The 16,869-nt window shown below is 40.5% G+C and carries 14 protein-coding genes; 8 read left to right on the top strand and 6 right to left on the bottom strand.

Going from position 1 to position 16,869, the window contains the following annotated elements:
* Nucleotides 1-32: 32 nt before the first annotated feature.
* From IL356_RS12290 to cobA, 6 genes are all read right to left on the bottom strand, one after another.
* On the bottom strand, nt 33-1,325 hold the full coding sequence (locus tag IL356_RS12290; RefSeq protein WP_121848725.1) for an alginate export family protein: 1,293 nt from the start codon (nt 1,323-1,325) through the stop codon (nt 33-35).
* A gap of 31 nt (nt 1,326-1,356) precedes the next feature.
* On the bottom strand, nt 1,357-2,190 hold the full coding sequence (locus tag IL356_RS12295) for an ABC transporter ATP-binding protein (RefSeq protein WP_121848724.1): 834 nt from the start codon (nt 2,188-2,190) through the stop codon (nt 1,357-1,359).
* 16 nt (nt 2,191-2,206) lie between these two features.
* Nucleotides 2,207-3,046, bottom strand: a complete 840-nt coding sequence (locus IL356_RS12300) for an ABC transporter ATP-binding protein (RefSeq protein ID WP_121848723.1) — start codon at nt 3,044-3,046, stop codon at nt 2,207-2,209.
* Nucleotides 3,047-3,065: 19 nt separating this feature from the next.
* The gene (locus IL356_RS12305) at nt 3,066-4,163 is read right to left on the bottom strand and encodes an ABC transporter permease (protein WP_121848722.1); all 1,098 of its coding nucleotides are present in this window, start codon (nt 4,161-4,163) and stop codon (nt 3,066-3,068) included.
* Nucleotides 4,164-4,191: 28 nt separating this feature from the next.
* The gene (locus IL356_RS12310; RefSeq protein WP_121848721.1) at nt 4,192-5,592 is read right to left on the bottom strand and encodes a CmpA/NrtA family ABC transporter substrate-binding protein; all 1,401 of its coding nucleotides are present in this window, start codon (nt 5,590-5,592) and stop codon (nt 4,192-4,194) included.
* Between the two features lie 227 nt (nt 5,593-5,819).
* Nucleotides 5,820-6,593 carry a uroporphyrinogen-III C-methyltransferase gene (gene cobA / locus IL356_RS12315; protein ID WP_121848720.1) on the bottom strand — a complete coding sequence of 258 codons (774 nt, stop codon included), beginning with the start codon at nt 6,591-6,593 and terminating at the stop codon, nt 5,820-5,822.
* 125 nt (nt 6,594-6,718) lie between these two features.
* Here cobA and nirB point away from each other — a divergent pair, with 125 nt between their 5' ends.
* The 8 genes from nirB to IL356_RS12355 all read left to right on the top strand — a co-directional run bounded on the left by nirB (nt 6,719) and on the right by IL356_RS12355 (nt 16,847).
* Complete coding sequence (gene nirB, locus IL356_RS12320) at nt 6,719-9,235, top strand: nitrite reductase large subunit NirB (protein WP_121848719.1); 2,517 nt, start codon at nt 6,719-6,721, stop codon at nt 9,233-9,235.
* A gap of 33 nt (nt 9,236-9,268) precedes the next feature.
* A complete protein-coding gene (gene nirD, locus IL356_RS12325; RefSeq protein ID WP_121848718.1) occupies nt 9,269-9,646 on the top strand; it encodes a nitrite reductase small subunit NirD in 378 nt (125 codons plus the stop codon).
* Nucleotides 9,647-9,729: 83 nt separating this feature from the next.
* Nucleotides 9,730-10,323 carry a DUF4202 domain-containing protein gene (locus tag IL356_RS12330; protein ID WP_121848717.1) on the top strand — a complete coding sequence of 198 codons (594 nt, stop codon included), beginning with the start codon at nt 9,730-9,732 and terminating at the stop codon, nt 10,321-10,323.
* 19 nt (nt 10,324-10,342) lie between these two features.
* Nucleotides 10,343-12,190 carry a sensor histidine kinase gene (locus IL356_RS12335; protein ID WP_121848716.1) on the top strand — a complete coding sequence of 616 codons (1,848 nt, stop codon included), beginning with the start codon at nt 10,343-10,345 and terminating at the stop codon, nt 12,188-12,190.
* Between the two features lie 4 nt (nt 12,191-12,194).
* Nucleotides 12,195-12,581, top strand: a complete 387-nt coding sequence (locus IL356_RS12340) for a DUF7009 family protein (protein ID WP_121848715.1) — start codon at nt 12,195-12,197, stop codon at nt 12,579-12,581.
* Nucleotides 12,582-12,756: 175 nt separating this feature from the next.
* Nucleotides 12,757-13,158 (top strand): response regulator, encoded by a 402-nt coding sequence (locus IL356_RS12345; RefSeq protein ID WP_121848714.1) that lies wholly within the window; start codon nt 12,757-12,759, stop codon nt 13,156-13,158.
* 275 nt (nt 13,159-13,433) lie between these two features.
* The gene (locus tag IL356_RS12350; RefSeq protein WP_121848713.1) at nt 13,434-14,144 is read left to right on the top strand and encodes a LytR/AlgR family response regulator transcription factor; all 711 of its coding nucleotides are present in this window, start codon (nt 13,434-13,436) and stop codon (nt 14,142-14,144) included.
* 198 nt (nt 14,145-14,342) lie between these two features.
* The gene (locus IL356_RS12355) at nt 14,343-16,847 is read left to right on the top strand and encodes a DUF4114 domain-containing protein (protein WP_121848712.1); all 2,505 of its coding nucleotides are present in this window, start codon (nt 14,343-14,345) and stop codon (nt 16,845-16,847) included.
* Nucleotides 16,848-16,869 lie beyond the last annotated feature (22 nt).

Consider the following 16,869-nt stretch of genomic DNA (forward strand, 5'->3'; position numbering starts at 1 on the left):
GCCCCATCGAAGCATAACAGTAAACAGAATTTTTATTCTTTTGCCGTGTTCAAGAACTTAGGCTTAATAATCAACATGGCCCAGGCCCAATTTTGACTACTTGCGGCAGCATCTTCAGCAACACCCTTCAGCTCATACATACCACTAGCTGAAAACATTTGTGAGTAGCCTATTTTTAGGGCATAACCGTTGAAACTATGTGAATAGACCAAATCAACCTCGGTTCCTAATGACTTCTCACCACTCGGTAGCTCTTGTTCGCCATTAAACTTTAAGACCTTTAAGAGTAATCCTGATTTTTCTCCCAATTTAAAATTGGCACTTGCGTGAATATCGAACAACCCAATAGAATTGGCATGGTTGCCCACGTAGAAATAATCCATAAACCCATTGAACTTGTGATTGGTTCCATAAAGAGGGAAGAAAGCCTCTGTTTTATCAGTAGTGTCGGCCTTATTGCCGCTAATCAATTCGGTACCCACACCTAAAGCAATTTTTGGGCTTGCCTTATAGGTCAAATCTAAACCTAAGAGATACGCCCCGCCAACATCTACGCTATTTTGGCGTTCTCCGGTCTGAAGAAATGCGTTAAGCGCTGCACCAAATTGCCCTGATTTGTAATTCAAATGTGTACCGAAAGTCTGAAGGTTGCTCACCCCATCGGCCACTTGCGCATCTCCTTCCCCAGAAAAGTTCTGAAAGCCATTGTTCAAGAGTAAAAAGCTACCTGACAAATGCTCTCCCGATTGTTTTAGATAAAGGTATTGCATGGTTTTATATGAAAAGAAACCGGTAGTCGTATAAGCGGTACCTATAGATTGAAAACCTGCTGGGTTACTGAAATCTTGATTAAAGGCCAGACCCAAATCCATATAAAACTTATTCTTTTTATAGTTGATCAAGGCGGCATCATGGTTACGGCCCTGCTGCGCCCAATCTAACCCCCCAAAAATACGTTGGTCATCATATGAAATGACCTGTCTACCCAGTTTAGTAGAGAAGCCTTTGCCCAAATCAAGTTTGGCCCATGCCTGAAAAACTGCAAATGAATTATTTTGATCGTATGGCAGGATCTGACGGTTCTCGCCCCACACCATCACATCTTGTAGACTTAGGTAAAACTCATAAGAACTAAACTTATAACCTGCGTTGAGCCGCGTTCGCGTAGATATGGCGAAACCGGGGTCTACCGCATCGGGAATAATACCTCCGAAGCCATTTCTATATTCGGTACGAGGCCTGAACTCACCATCCAATAGAAATTGAGAATTAATATATTGAGCCGATAGGAATACTAGGATAATAAGAGTGTACTGCTTTTTCATCTTGGTTTAATGTTATCGTTAGTTATTTAAATTAGTGCTCTAAGAAATCGATAAGATGTTTACGGTAAGTATAGTAGTCGTCATGCTCCAAGACTGCCTTTCTAGTTCTAGGTCTTTCAAAATCAATATTTAAGATATCACCGATTTTGGCCCTTGGCCCACTTGTCATCATGACCACCCTGTCGGCCAAGAAAATCGCCTCGTCAACATCATGGGTAATCATTACGGCAGTAATTTTCTCCTTGTTCCATATTTCAATGAGAATATCCTGCAACTCGCCACGGGTAAGCGAATCTAACATTCCGAATGGCTCATCTAGTAAAAGTACTTTGGGTTTGATAGCAAATGCCCTTGCGATACCTACCCTTTGTTGCATACCTTGAGATAGCTCTTGCGCTTTTTTATGAAAAGCCCCATCAAGACCTACCTTATGTAGATAGTACTTGGCTATATCATTTCGCTGTGATTTCGTAGCATGCGGAAAAACCTGGTTCACTCCTAAAAGTACGTTCTGCAAAGCCGTCATCCATGGCATTAGACTCGGCGCCTGAAATATGACGCCTCTATCAGGACCCGGCCCTTTGACCGGGTTGCCCAATACTGATATGTTCCCCCCGGAAATTTCGTTGAGGCCGGCAATCATCGAGAGCATTGTCGTTTTACCACAGCCAGAATGTCCAATTATGGTAACGAACTCCTCTTTCATTATCTGAAGGTTCAAATGTTCAAGAACTACATAATCTCCTTTTGGTGTCGGATACACTTTCTTAAGATCGTTCAAATCTAGCATCACTTGTGAAGGATACAATATTCCGTTTTCAACAGTGCCTAGATTTTTTTTAGATTCTATGGTAGTAGTACTCATGATTTTCTTTTTAATGTTAGGCTACAAAACTCTTTGGACTCAGGTCGGGAAGTACATACTCTTGTTGCACCACCGCTTTTCTTTCGTTACCAATATCCATCAAGTATTCAATGATGGCGTTTCTCGTCTTTTTATAGACAGGATTATCATTTAATGCCGTTTTATCCCTAGGTCTTTCTATATCGATTTTAAATTCAGGACCGAGCGTTGCATTAGGACCTGGTCTTAAAGGAATAATTCGATCGGCCATATAAATGCCCTCATCTACATCATTTGTAATTAATAATGCAGTTCGTTTATCCTTACTCCAGATGTTTAATATTTCATCCTGCAGGTTACCTCTGGTCAGTGCATCCAAAGCGCCCAAGGGTTCATCCATAATAATCATCTCAGGGTTCATTGCAAGTGCTCTGGCAACGGCTACCCTTTGCCTCATTCCTCCAGAAAGTTCCTTTGGTCTTTTATTGATTGCGGGGCTGAGGCTTACCATATCCACAAAATCCCTTACTCTCTTTTGCAGCTCACTTTTCGATGCCTTCGGAAATGCCTCTCTCACTGCCATATGCACATTTTGACCTACGGTTAACCACGGCAAAAGAGAATAGTTCTGAAATATGACGCCACGGTCATGACTGGTATCTTTTACTGGTTCACCTTTAAAAAGCACTTCACCGCTTGTAGGCTGCAACAAACCGTTGATCAAGTTGACCAATGTGGTCTTTCCGCTTCCGGTAAAACCGACAATCGCTACAAACTCGCCTTCTTCGATGCTCAAATTAATATCTGTAAGCACTTCAGTGGCATCGGCCCCTTGACCGTATGTTTTATATACATTTTTAAGTTCTAAATAAGCCATGACAATTATTTTTTAGATATTAAATCGCATCGTTTTTATTAAAGGACACCATGTTTTGTATAGTCAGCATCAATCTATCTAATAGGAAACCAATTATGCCTATTACGAACATCGCAACAATGATTTTTGAATTAGAATCTATGGCCCCGTTTTGAAATTCTTCCCAAACGAACGAACCTAATCCCGGGCTCTGTGCCAATAGTTCTATGGCTATAAGAACCATCCACGCTACAGACAATGTGATTCTCAAACCTGTAAAAATCAATGGTAAAGAAGAAGGTAGAATAACCTTGAATACCTTTTGAAGAGGTCTTAGCTTTAGAACTTTTGCGACATTGATATAGTCTTTATCTACTGATGAAACGCCCATGGCAGTGTTCACCAAGGTTGCCCACATGGCACATAGACCAACACTTATAAAAGAAATGATAAAGGCACTATCTGAATTAGAATCTTTAGTCATAGTCTTTACAATCATAAAAACCAATAGCAACCAAACAACGGGAGAAACCGGTTTAAAAATCTGTATCAGCCAATTGAAAGAACTTCTCAATACTGGGCTTAAACCTATAACAATACCAATAGGAACGGCAATAATCAATGCTAACAAGAAACCGGCAAAAACAGTCTTGAGACTCGTGAAAATTTGATCTACAAAAGATGGTCTACCCGTATAAGTAATCGGAGCTTTACCCTCTGCTTCCCTTTTGGCGTTTATACCAGCGGTTTTTTCGGCAAAGGCTTTCTTATCGGCAGAGATTACTTTATGGTCTGCGATCAATGATTGTAATGACTGCCAAACTTGAGATGGAGAAGGCAGCGTATTTGGCTGACAACTTACGTCGCCAGATGCAATACATGCTTGCATGGCTTCCGCCGCTTCCCTACCCTGATCTGTAAGGGCTTTTTCTATCTTGTAATCGGCCTCCATTTGAAATAATGCCTTCGAACCCGTATGCCATAAACCGACAAAGAGCAATATCGACAGTGCAGGAATTAAAAATTTTCTAAGAATTTTATTTCCATCAAATTTGAAGGATCCAATTTTGAATTTTCCGAAAATAGACTTGGTACCTACCAAATCGCTTACCTTGTTCAACACTAAACTCTGTTTCATGATGCTTCGTTTTACTGATTAAACTTTTCTAGAGAGATGAATCATCTTTGTTTCCGATACTGAAACTATTGATGTAACCAAGGGGGTCTTTGGCATCGTAGGTTTTACCGTCGATAAATTCATCGGTAGCGGGCTTATATCCATCTGTTTCGGGGACATCCGCTGCAGGAATATGACCTTCTTTGACCAATAGGTTGGCCGCTTTTTTCCAAATATCAGGTCTATAGATTTCTTTAATAGTCTCATCGTACCATTCGGCTGGTTTTGATTCAGGAATTTGTCCCCATCGACGCATCTGTGTCAAAAACCACACTCCATCTGAATAGAAAGGATAAGTTGCATTGTATTTGTAGAATACATTGAAGTCGGGCATTTCTCTTTTATCACCCTTTTCGAATTCGAAAGTACCTGTCATAGAATTAGAAAGAACAGCCTCATCTGCCCCAACATACTGTGACATAGAAAGTATTTTCACCGCTTCCGCCCTATTTTCTGGCTCATCAAGCCATTTACCCGCACGAATGAGCGCTTTTGTGACCGCAATGGCCGTATTAGGATTCTCCTCTACGAACTTCTTGGTCATAACGAATACCTTTTCAGGATTGTTTTTCCATATGTCGTAGTTAGTTGTGACCGGCACACCAATACCTTTAAATACTGCCTGCTGATTCCAAGGTTCACCAACACAATATCCGTAAATCGTGCCAGCCTCCAATGTCGCTGGCATTTGGGGAGGTGGGGTTACCGATAACAATACTTCGGCATCTATCTGACCTTGTACATTGTCTTTTGTATACATTCCCGGGTGAATACCTGCTGCGGCAAGCCAATAACGAATTTCATAGTTATGTGTAGATACGGGAAATACCATACCCATCTTAAAGGGCTTGCCGTTATTCTTATACTCCGTAATAACCGGCTTGAGGGCATCTGCCTTTATAGGATGTACCGGATTACCATCTTCATTCAGCGGTAAATTAGATTTCATCTTCGACCATACTTCATTGGACACGGTGATACCGTTTCCGTTCAAATCCATTGAAAAAGGCGTTACCAGTTTGGCCTGTCTACCAAAACCCGCTCCGGCAGCTATTGGCTGCCCTGCTAACATGTGTGAACCGTCAAGCTGACCATCTATCACACGATCTAGTACGTTTTTCCAATTTGACTGAGCCTCGACCGAGACAAAAAGTCCTTCATGTTCGAAGAAACCCTTCTCCTTGGCTATTGCCAAAGGTGCCATATCTGTCAGCTTTATAAAGCCAAAAGTGAGTTGAGGCTTTTCGATATCTAATGTGCTCGCACCGCTTGCATCTATAGAAACCTCGGCACTTGCAGTTTCAGCCGATTTTTTTTCACTTTTTCCACCGCAGGCCACAAAAAGAATAGCTGACAGAAAGAAAAAAACTGATTTTGTTCTCGATTTCATGACTAAAGTTTTAAGAGTGAATATTTAACTACGTATCAAACTTACGTATTTAATTACGTATTAATACTTAGTTTTTAAAAAAAATGGCTTTTGATGTGTAGATTTGCCAGTCTGCAGAAATGACAAGCTGAAAATTGCTATTTTCTAAATTGAAGATGTGCTTTTTTACCAATTACGTATTTAGCACAGTGACACTCAACTCGGCATTAAGAACCTATACCTTAATATTATAGCGCCGAGAACAAAACACGCTGAACCTCATCGTTAAAAAAGGAAGGATGTTTAGCCACAACATTACCTATAATTATAATACCGGGCATTGATTGATTGATTTGTTGTTTGAAGTTTAAAATGGTAGATAGCGTACCAACCGCACAAGATTCATTTTTCAAGGTCCCGTTCTGAATTATAGCGATAGGTGTATCGGAGCCCCTATATTCACTAGCTTTACGAACGATTTCATCGAGCTTTCTTATTCCCATCAATACGACCATGGTGGAGGATGACTGCGCCGCTAAAACAAAGTCATCTGAAATTTCGGTATTCGATTTAGTCGCCGTCATCACCCAAAAACTTGTACTAACACCCCTTGAAGTCATAGGAATACCTTGACTGCCCGGTACCGAAATCGCACTGGTAATACCAGGTACAACGGATACAGGAATGCCAAAAGATTCAACATAGGCAATTTCTTCGCAGGCCCTGCCAAAAACAAAAGGATCGCCACCCTTTAACCGTACGACGTGACCATAATTTAACGAAGCATTTACCAATAATTTATTTATTTCCGATTGAGTTACCGAATGACTTCCACAACGCTTTCCTACGTATATTTTAGGTATGTCACCACGTACCGTTGAAAGTAATTCTTTATCCACCAAAGCGTCGTATAAAATAACGTCCGCATTTTCCATAGCTCTTAAACCTCTAATAGTTATAAGGTCTGAGCTACCGGGACCAGCACCTACCAATGTTACTTTTGCTTCTTTATTTACTTCCATATCTAATTTGTTAAAGGTCGCTGTTGCGATATCCGCAATAAAAATACGTAATTATTTCTATAAAATCATACGTAAAATACGTATTTATACTTATTTTTGATTCATAGATTCTAAATCGAAGCAGTATGAAAACAATAATTGTTGTCGGCAACGGCATGGTCGGATACAAGTTTTGTGAAAAATTTGTTTCCAAGAATGAAAGCAAAAACTTCAAGCTTCAGGTATTCGGTGAAGAACCTAGGGCAGCCTATGACCGAGTTCATCTGAGTCAATTCTTTGAAAAAAGAGACGCTAAAGCCCTCGAGCTGGCTCCCTTAGAGTGGTATCAAGAAAATGATATCCATTTAATCGTGAACGAGCGTGTCACAGATATTCATCGCGACAGAAAAAGTATTACCACCTCTACCGACAAAGAGTATCATTATGATTATTTGATACTGGCGACCGGCTCCGCGCCCTTTGTCCCCCCTATTACCGGTATCGAGAAGAAAGGAGTGTTTGTTTATAGAACTATTGAAGACCTTGAGGGTATGCTTGCTTATGCCGATGAAATTAAAAAGAACAAGCCTAATTGTCGGGCAGCCGTTCTAGGAGGTGGGCTTTTAGGCTTAGAAGCAGGCAAAGCTGTAATGGATATGGGCCTTGAACCACATGTAGTTGAGTATGCTCCAAAATTAATGCCGAGACAATTAGATTCCAGAAGCAGTAATGTGCTGCAGCTCACTTTAGAAGAAATGGGTATTAAAATACATACCGGCAAGGCTACTAACCAAATATTGGGCAATGGCGTCATCACCGGAATGGACTTTGGAGAAGATGATACCCTTGAAGTTGACATGCTTGTTGTTTCCGCAGGAATACGCCCTCGAGACGAATTGGCAAAAACATGCGATTTGGAGATGGGCGTTAGAGGAGGCATCGTTGTCAACAAAAAAATGCAGACCTCAGACCCTTACATATATGCTATTGGAGAAGTAGCTCTGTACAATCAAATGATTTATGGTCTTGTGGCACCCGGTTACGAAATGGCGGAAGTAGCGGTCAACCAGATACTTGAAAACCATCAGGCTGCCATGCAAGAAAGCATCGATATGTCGACCAAGCTAAAACTGATAGGGGTTGATGTTGCCAGTTTCGGCATACCGTATATGCCTGCAAACAAGGGTCTTTCGATTATTTATGAAAACAAGACCAAAGGCATTTATAAAAGAATCAATGTAAGCCATGACGGTAAAACCCTGTTGGGGGGAATCATGGTCGGTGATGCTGCGGATTATAGTATTCTACATCAAATGTACCTCAATAATATGCCCCTTCCAGATAATGCGGAAGAACTGATTGTTGGGGCACGAGGAGAAGGTGGTTCTGCGTTCGGCAGTGCTATGGATTTACCCGATACTGCCGTTATCTGCTCCTGTGAAGCGGTTACGAAAGGTGCCATTTGCTGTTCTGTTCTAGAAGATGGCAATGAAACCGTAAAAGGTGTTTCTAAAGCTACCAAAGCAGGTACTGGTTGCGGTGGGTGCAAACCCATGTTAAGCGATTTGGTCGCAGAAAGTTTAAAATCTATTGGCAAAACCGTCAAACAAAGCATCTGTGAACATTTCAACTATTCGAGACAAGAGCTTTATGATATCGTCAAAACTAGAGCGGTTCAAGACTACGATGAACTTCTTGATACCGTCGGTACCGGTCATGGTTGTGAAGTCTGTAAGCCAGCTGTTGCGGCTATTTTTGCCAGTATATATAACGAAACCGCCAATAGACAAGAGACTATTCAAGACACCAACGACCGTTTCTTGGCGAATATTCAGCGAAATGGTACCTACTCTGTGGTACCAAGGGTTGCCGGAGGTGAAATAACGCCCAAACAACTAATGGCATTAGGTAGAATTGCACAAAAATACGATCTATACACTAAAATAACCGGTGGGCAAAGAATAGATATGTTCGGGGCCAAACTTCATGAATTGCCCTTGATTTGGGAAGACTTAATAGCAGAAGGCTTTGAAACCGGTCAAGCCTATGGTAAGTCGCTTCGAACCGTAAAGAGTTGTGTCGGATCTACCTGGTGCCGATATGGAATGGACGAAAGCGTCAGTTTTGCCATCGAAATCGAACATAGATATAAAGGTATTCGCTCACCGCATAAACTAAAAGGTGGCGTCTCTGGATGCATTAGGGAATGTGCCGAGGCCCGTTGTAAAGATTTCGGATTCATTGCCGTTGAAGGCGGATGGAATGTTTATGTAGCCGGTAATGGAGGCGCTAACCCGAAACACGCCGAACTATTGGCCGAAAAAGTAGATAAACAGACCGCGATAACTTATGTAGACCGCTTCATCATGTTCTACATCAAAACTGCCCAACCCCTGCAAAGAACAGCTGCTTGGCTAGAAAAACTAGAGGGTGGAATCACGTATTTGAAAAATGTGGTCATCAATGACTCCTTGGGCATAGCGAACGAGCTCGACCTTGAAATGCAAAGTTATGTCGACACCTATAAATGCGAATGGAAAGAGGCTGTAGAGAACCCTGAAATTAGGTCTAGATATTCCCATTTTGTCAACTCTGAAGACGAAGACGACACTATTGAATTCGTGAGTTTAAGAGAACAAAAAATGCCCAAACAATGGGCCTAATTAAAGCCTTTAAAAAGTTTAAAAAATTAAGTTATGCTCAAAGCAATAGAAAAATATCAACCCGTGGGTGCCGACCAAATAAAAGTCTGGTATAAGGCCGCCGCCTTAGAAAAATTTCCAAAAAACGGGGGGGCGTGTATCAAGTATAAAGAAAAACAGATAGCCGTTTTTAATTTCACGCGAACCGGGCAATGGTACGCCTGTCAAAATCTATGCCCGCATAAAATGGAAATGGTTTTATCGAGGGGAATGATTGGCGAAGAGAATATGATTCCGAAAGTAGCCTGCCCTCTTCATAAAAACACCTTTTCGTTACAAACCGGCGAGAACCTAAACGGTAGTTTAGAGGCTATTGCCACTTATCCCGTAAAGGTTGAAAATGGCTATGTTTACGTGGGTTTTGCTGAATAAAATGAGTATTCGGATCGGTCGTTAGAAGGCACTTTATTCAAACGGAAAAAGTAAATTGCTATCTTTCCTAAAAATTTGTCCCTATGTCCACCTCCGATAAACTTATTGAAGCCTTTAAAAAATTTGACGAAGCCAACAGTGCCGACCCGAATATAGAGGTTTATAAAGGCGAGAGCTATCCTAAAGAAGTTTTGTACGCCATGCGCATGACCAAACAGCTCAACGAGTTTGAACCCAATGCCTCAGAAGCCTTAAAACTAACGGCTCGAAGTCAGCATATCAAACGTTGGGAAATTCCACGGGAGTCTTATGAGATGAACCGTGTAGGGTACCTTAAGTGGAGACAAGAGCTTAAAAAATTTCATGCGAAGACTGCCTCTGCTATTTTAGAGGAGGTCGGTTATGACGAAGAAACCATTGATAAGGTTTCCTTTTTACTTGAAAAAAAACAGCTAAAAAAGAATGAAGAGACCCAAATACTCGAAGATGTTATTTGTTTGGTCTTTATGGAGTACTATTTCGAAGATTTTAGTGAAGAGCATCCTGATGAAAAGGTAATTGACATTCTACAAAAGACTTGGCGAAAAATGTCTGAAAAAGGGCAAGAAGCTGCCCTAAAGTTGCCACTCTCACAGAAATCAGTCGATTTGGTAACAACAGCAATCGAAGGATTGTAATCATATTAAATGAGGTTCGGTGGAAGAAAAAAAGTACCATAAATCACTTGATAATGCGACCTTTTTACGTATTCGCAAATGGTATCTTTTGGCACTTGCCGGTATAGCCTTGACCATTGTAGTAGCCCAAATTCTTATTCAAAGCCACTTAAATTCTCAATTGAGTGATTCTAGAATCATCAATGTAGCAGGAAGGCAGAGGGCCTATAGTCAAAAATTGGCCAAAGAAGTTCTACTGATCAATAACTCCGATAATAGCAAAGAAATTTCTGAACAGATAGCCAACCTGAAAGAAACGGTTAGAATTTGGTCTATATCGCATTTGGCCCTTCAAAAAGGCAACGACTCCATTAATTTACCGGTTGAGAACCATCCTGAAATTTTAGAATTATTTAGCGAATTAGATCCTCACCATGAGGCGATGGTCTCAGCTGCACGCCAAGTTATAGCATTACATGGTGATGAAAAACTGGAAAAGGCGCAATTAAAAACGCTTACAGAGAGGGTTTTAAATAACGAGTCGGCCTTTTTGTTATTGATGGATAATATTGTGAACGAATACGATATTAGAAGTAAACATCAACTTGAAAACCTTAAGCAAAAAGAATATGTTCTCTTAGGTATTTCATTACTTATTTTACTACTGGAGATTATTTTCATTTTCAGGCCACTATCCCTACAAATACGAAAAACGATTGCCCGTCTAGTGGAGAGCACCCGCAAGTTTGAAAATCAGGCAAAAGAGACCAAAAACATGTTCTTGGAAAAAGAAAAGTCGCTCAAAGATTTACAAGAATTAAATTTCGTAATAGATAATGCCGCCCTTTTTGCCAGTGCCCGTCAAGACGGAAGCATTGTTTTCATCAGTAAAAAATTTCTAACACTTCTCGATCTCAAACCCAACGAAATCAAAAAGCACATCTCAGAAATTTTGACCACCGAAGAAGGGCAGCAGCAATATTTAAAAGAGATTCTCAAAAACAACAGAAAAAATGTAATACGTACCGAAGAGATTAAGATTGTTACCGTGAAAGGCAACCATTACTGGCTTGACGTATCAATAGTACCTATGCATCAATCGAGCGAGCGACAAAGCGTTTTGATATTATGCTCAGACATAACCGAACGAAAAGAAAATGCCTTAAAGGTAGAACAACTTACCCAACAGAACTTCGAGGAGCGTATGCGCCAGAAGAAAATTCAGGCAAGCCAAATTGTTGAGGGCCAAGAACAAGAGCGTAAAAGAATCGCCAAAGATATTCATGATGGTATCGGGCAAATGCTTACGGCACTTAAGTTCAATATAGAGTCTATAGACCCGGAAAATGTTGAAAAGACTACCGAAAAAGTTGAATACCTCAAATCGTTATCATCAGACCTGATCAAGGGCATTCGCACCGCAACCTTTAATTTAACTCCTCCAGAACTGGGGGATCATGGCCTTTTTCCTGCCCTTCATAAAATGACGGGAGAATTGGCAAAACTGACCGGTAAGAACATTCTTTTTGAAAACAGAACCGATGACCATATTCGTTTTGATTCCCTCGCAGAGACCAATATTTATCGCGTAACACAAGAGGCGGTAAATAACGCCATTAAATACGCCCAGGCCAATTATATTTTGGTGACTATCAATTACAAAGAAGGTATTTTAAGTGTTGTAATCGATGATGATGGAAAGGGATTTGACCCCAAAAGGATTTCGAGCGCCCCAAAAAACAACGGAGGTGGCGGTATGGGACTCTTTTATATGAAGGAACGGATCAGTTACATCAATGGTCGATTGTTCATCAATTCAGAACCAGGCAGTGGCACAAGGGTTACTATCAATTATAAAACAGAACATAAAGAAATTGTAAATACATAGTCAAATGAAGATTAGAATAAAGGGAAATTCTGTTCGCTTGCGCCTAACGCGTACAGAAGTGGAGACTTTTTGTGAAACTGGAATGTATACTGAAACTACAGAGTTCATTTCACAACAGTTTGTTTATGAATTACGTGCAAGCGCACATATTACTGGACCGCAGGCCGATTTTAAAGATGACAAGATTACTGTATTGATTCCTTTTGAAGAATCGAAAAACTGGGCAAACGACACGACGAAGGTGGGCTTTGAAGGAAACTACCGCTTACCGAGCGGAGAAAGCTTGTATCTTCTGATTGAAAAGGACTTTGTATGCCTTGATGACCGTGATGAAGACGAGTCGGATAACTACCCGAACCCTCTAGCCATCAAAAACAACACAACTAACTGATTTATAGTAATTTTAAGGTATTTGAAAGAATATACCTACAACGTTATAGTTGACAGTAATTTTACTCAACGTCGGTTAACTACCATTCGTCTACACTTATTTTCCATTCGTCTACAAATCGAATTTTTTCTATGAAGAATGTAGGTACTTTGTTATTCACTTAATGAATTGCGCCATGAAAATACTTTTTATAGAAGACGACCAAGTAGAGACCATGAAAATGAAACGGACCCTTGCCAAACTGCAGTTAAAGCATGAGCTTATACTTGCTGAAAACGGTGAAGATGCCTTAAACAAATTAAAAGATAGCAGCAGACTACCTGATCTTATTTTGCTCGATCTTAATATGCCACGTATGAATGGCTGTGAATTTTTAAAAGCCATCAAGCAAGATAACAGCTACAAAAACATTCCTTCTGTGGTTTTGACCACCTCTCAAAATAGGGATGATCTTCTGGACTGTTACAGCAGCGGAATAGCAGGTTATGTAACCAAACCTCTTAAATACGATGATTACGTCGAAAAAATGAGAAAGGTTTTTGCTTATTGGGAAGTTAACGACCTTCTAACCGTTTAAACGAATTTGATTCGGAAATTTTAAATTTCTTTATTTCTTCTTTTTTACTTGAAGCAAAACCTTGACTACCGAAATTAAATGGCGTAATTGCTGGTCGTCTGTTTATATTGTGCACAAGTCTTTAAGCCCTTCTCGATTTATTAAATCAAATACTTAAGAAACACAATTCTAGCCGCTTTCTTACCGTTTGTCTAGTAGCAAGTAGTTTAATTTTGTTAATAGCAAAATATTATTTGTAACTTAAACAGATAATATCGGTAGGTAATTTCTTGACTATGAACTGCATAATAGTTGATGATGAAGCAGCTGCTAGAGCAATAGTAGCCCAACTCTGTTCCAAAGAGTCTAATTTGAATGTAATCGAACAATTTGAAAGTGCTGTAGAAGCTATCAAATTTTTAAATCAGAATACCGTCGACGTGGTATTTCTTGACATTCATATGCCAGGCTTTACAGGCGTTGATTTTGTGCAGACCCTCAAGAACCCGCCGCATATTGTTCTGACCACTTCAGATACTGAGTTTGCCATCGAAGCTTATGAATATGAGGCCATAGTCGATTATATCGTTAAGCCGATTACCCCAGAGCGTTTTCAAAAATGTATTGTAAAGCTTGAAAAGGTTATGAGCCGTGCTCCGAAAATAGAGAAAAGCGAGCCAAAAGAGCCGTCAAGTGAAAATGATTTGTACATCAATATTGACCGAAGGTTGATAAAGCTTAAATTAAACGATATTCAGGTTATTGAGGCCAAAGGTGACTATATTGAAATTAAGCTTGAAAAAGATACACATCGAGTACACACCACCCTTAAAAAAATAAAGGAAAAGCTTCCTGAGAAGACCTTTTTACAAATTCATCGCTCATTCATTATCAACTTCACCAAGATTATAGATATTGAAGACAATAGCGTGTTGATAGGTAAAAACGTCGTACCTATCAGTCGTTCGAATAGACCGGAGCTCATGAGAAGGCTTAATTTGGTCTAACCAGAATCCCCTCCTACTCCATTTCATTTAAAGTTTTCAGCACTAAACTGAAAGTTTGAATTACACCCTATTTTCAAAAAATATAAATCGACGGATAATATCCATCCACCATAGGTAAACTACCACCCACCGATCCTGGCAATTTTTCTTCCTTTAAGTAACGGATATTCGTAGCACCAAATCCAAAGACTTAACCCGATGAAGAGATATTTACTTTGCCTACTAGCAGTTCTTTCTTTTAGTGTTGCATCTGCCCAGAACTATAATTTTTTGGGTTCTTACACTGCTGACGGAACTCCAGAATATTTTGATGAAAAAGATTCGGTTTCCCCCGAAACGCTGAGCATGATTGCCGACGCTCTTCCAGAGAGCTTTCCGGTGCCTCAGTACAACCCGCAGTATATCACCTCTGGCTACGATACTGATGTTATCTTGAACGAGAATGCAGATGTATGGGTAACTTTCGTAGCAGAGGGTGCGGGTTACAGAAATGTTTTAGGCTTCTATACCTATGATATCAATAACCCTTTAACCCAAGCCCCAAGCCCAGAGGATATAACCATTATCTTTCCGAACGTATCGGCCAAAAATTCAGGTGGTAGCTTAGAAGCCGGACACAAGGTAAAAATAGGAACTTTCTCTGCCGGTACCGGTATCGGATGGGTTCTTTTGGCGAACGGTTGGAACGGTTCACAGGTCACCTCAGGTCTTTGGCAACTGTATTCCGGAACGGCCTTTAATCCTGAACCACTCGAAAATCTTAGACATCACAACGTTCTTTTGAACGATCCTGATAATGAAAGAATTATTCTAGGTTTTGAAGATATTAGAAGAGATTACGCCAGCTGTGACAATGATTTTAATGATGCATTGTTCTATATATCGGCCAACCCATATACGGCTATCAAAACTACCAACTTCAATAAAATAACCGACCATACCGATGTTAGTTCAGGTAATGACGGTGGTCTTGAAAGCAATGGTGATTTGGCCTCATTGATAGCGAAGAGAAACTTCGATAGAAATAAGAACAATACTTTTAAGAACACACAAAAGCGCCAGAGCAAGTACAGCAAAAAAACGTATAAGGGTAATGCCGCTATCGATGGAAGCTTAAATGCCTATTTTCCGGAGACCGGAATGTTCGGTGATGAATCGACCTATATTTCAAGTCCTGACGACCTATTGGCAATCACAAATGCCAGCCGCATATTTTCAATTGATTATTATAGAGGCTATGGTCGCGTTGCCGCCGCACTTGCTACTGAAACCGTAGACGGCGTTTACAACCATACCAAGACTATCTGCGATCGACTTAACGATTCAAAACTTCTTGACGTGCGAACGGTAGAGTTACAGGGTCACGAATTGGTCTACACTCAATTGGAAAGAGCAAATGGCGATTTGGAATATGCGCTACTCTTTTCTGCAAAAATCGACGCAGACCATTACACAGTTTACAGCTTTTGGAATCTTGACCAATATCCTGCCGGCGATTATATCAACTTTCAGGTATGGGGTCATAGTATGGGCCAGGTTAGTACGATGGTCAATCATATAATCGAACAATTGAACGAAGAAAAGGCGGTGAACCCCTTCAAGACCGAAAATATTCTGCCAACTGTTTTTATCAAAAACGGATTTTATAAGAACGGAAAGCTACACTTGAATGTGGTGAACTCTTCTAAAGCCAGATCATTGAATATAAACTCAAATTACAAAGCCACTGAGCAGTCTGGTTTGAGCAAGTTTTCAAAGTCTATCTCGCTTAACGGCAATTGGGAAGAAGAGGTTATTGTAGACACAGGTTTCTTGTTCGATGCAGGCATTTCGATAAAAGGTGATAATTCTCCCCAAATCGATGCCCTTTATTTAGCAGATGGGCCGTGGGGTGTTGATTATAATGCACAGGCCGATTCGATAGGGTCTTTTGAAATTACCAAACACGAAGGTAGCGTTCAAAAATCTGAAAATTATATGGTAGAGCGAGGGGTAGCCCTCGACGGTGAAGTAAAAGAAACTATTAATATCTTTAGAAATCTCTTGGCCGGCGACCGTAACCTAAGCGTAGATGATTACAGCTACCTACAGTTCAGCATCGAAAATGATACGCCCATAGAAGTGAGCCTGGTTACGGAGAACACTGCGGACTGGAGCAATCGATTAAGGCATCAAATTTCTGTTCACGATGAAGAGTCGGTAGTAAGCCTACATTTTTCAGACTTCACCGACGAATCAGGAAACCCAGTTCAGTTCAGCGAAATTAAATCAGTTGTTTTTTCGGTACAAGGTGATTATCATGGCTATCAGGAGTATTCCCTAAAAATCAACTCTATGGTTCTTAGCGCTGAAGGCTACACTCCCGCAGAAGAAGAGGTACTTGAAGAAACCGAGGTTGCACAAACCACGGAAGCCGATTTAGAGACCATAGAAGAATTAGAGAACAACGAAGTAAAGGTGCGAAACTATCCCAACCCGTTTACGACACACACCAGCATCGATCTACCTAAATCAACTTCAAAGGTTGAAATAAGATTAACAAACACCGTAGGGGCCATGGTTTACCATAAAATGTTGCATACCCAAGCGGGAGGTAGAACTGTCATGATAGAAGCCTCATCTCTGGTAAACGGTATCTACATATTTACGGTTTTAGATGCCGAAAATGGAAAAATCTATCAAGGCAAAGTGATTAAAAATTAAGTTTTTCGGTAGTGATTATAGA

Origin of the sequence: Euzebyella marina, assembly GCF_014855515.1 — a bacterium.
Lineage (GTDB): Bacteria > Bacteroidota > Bacteroidia > Flavobacteriales > Flavobacteriaceae > Euzebyella > Euzebyella marina.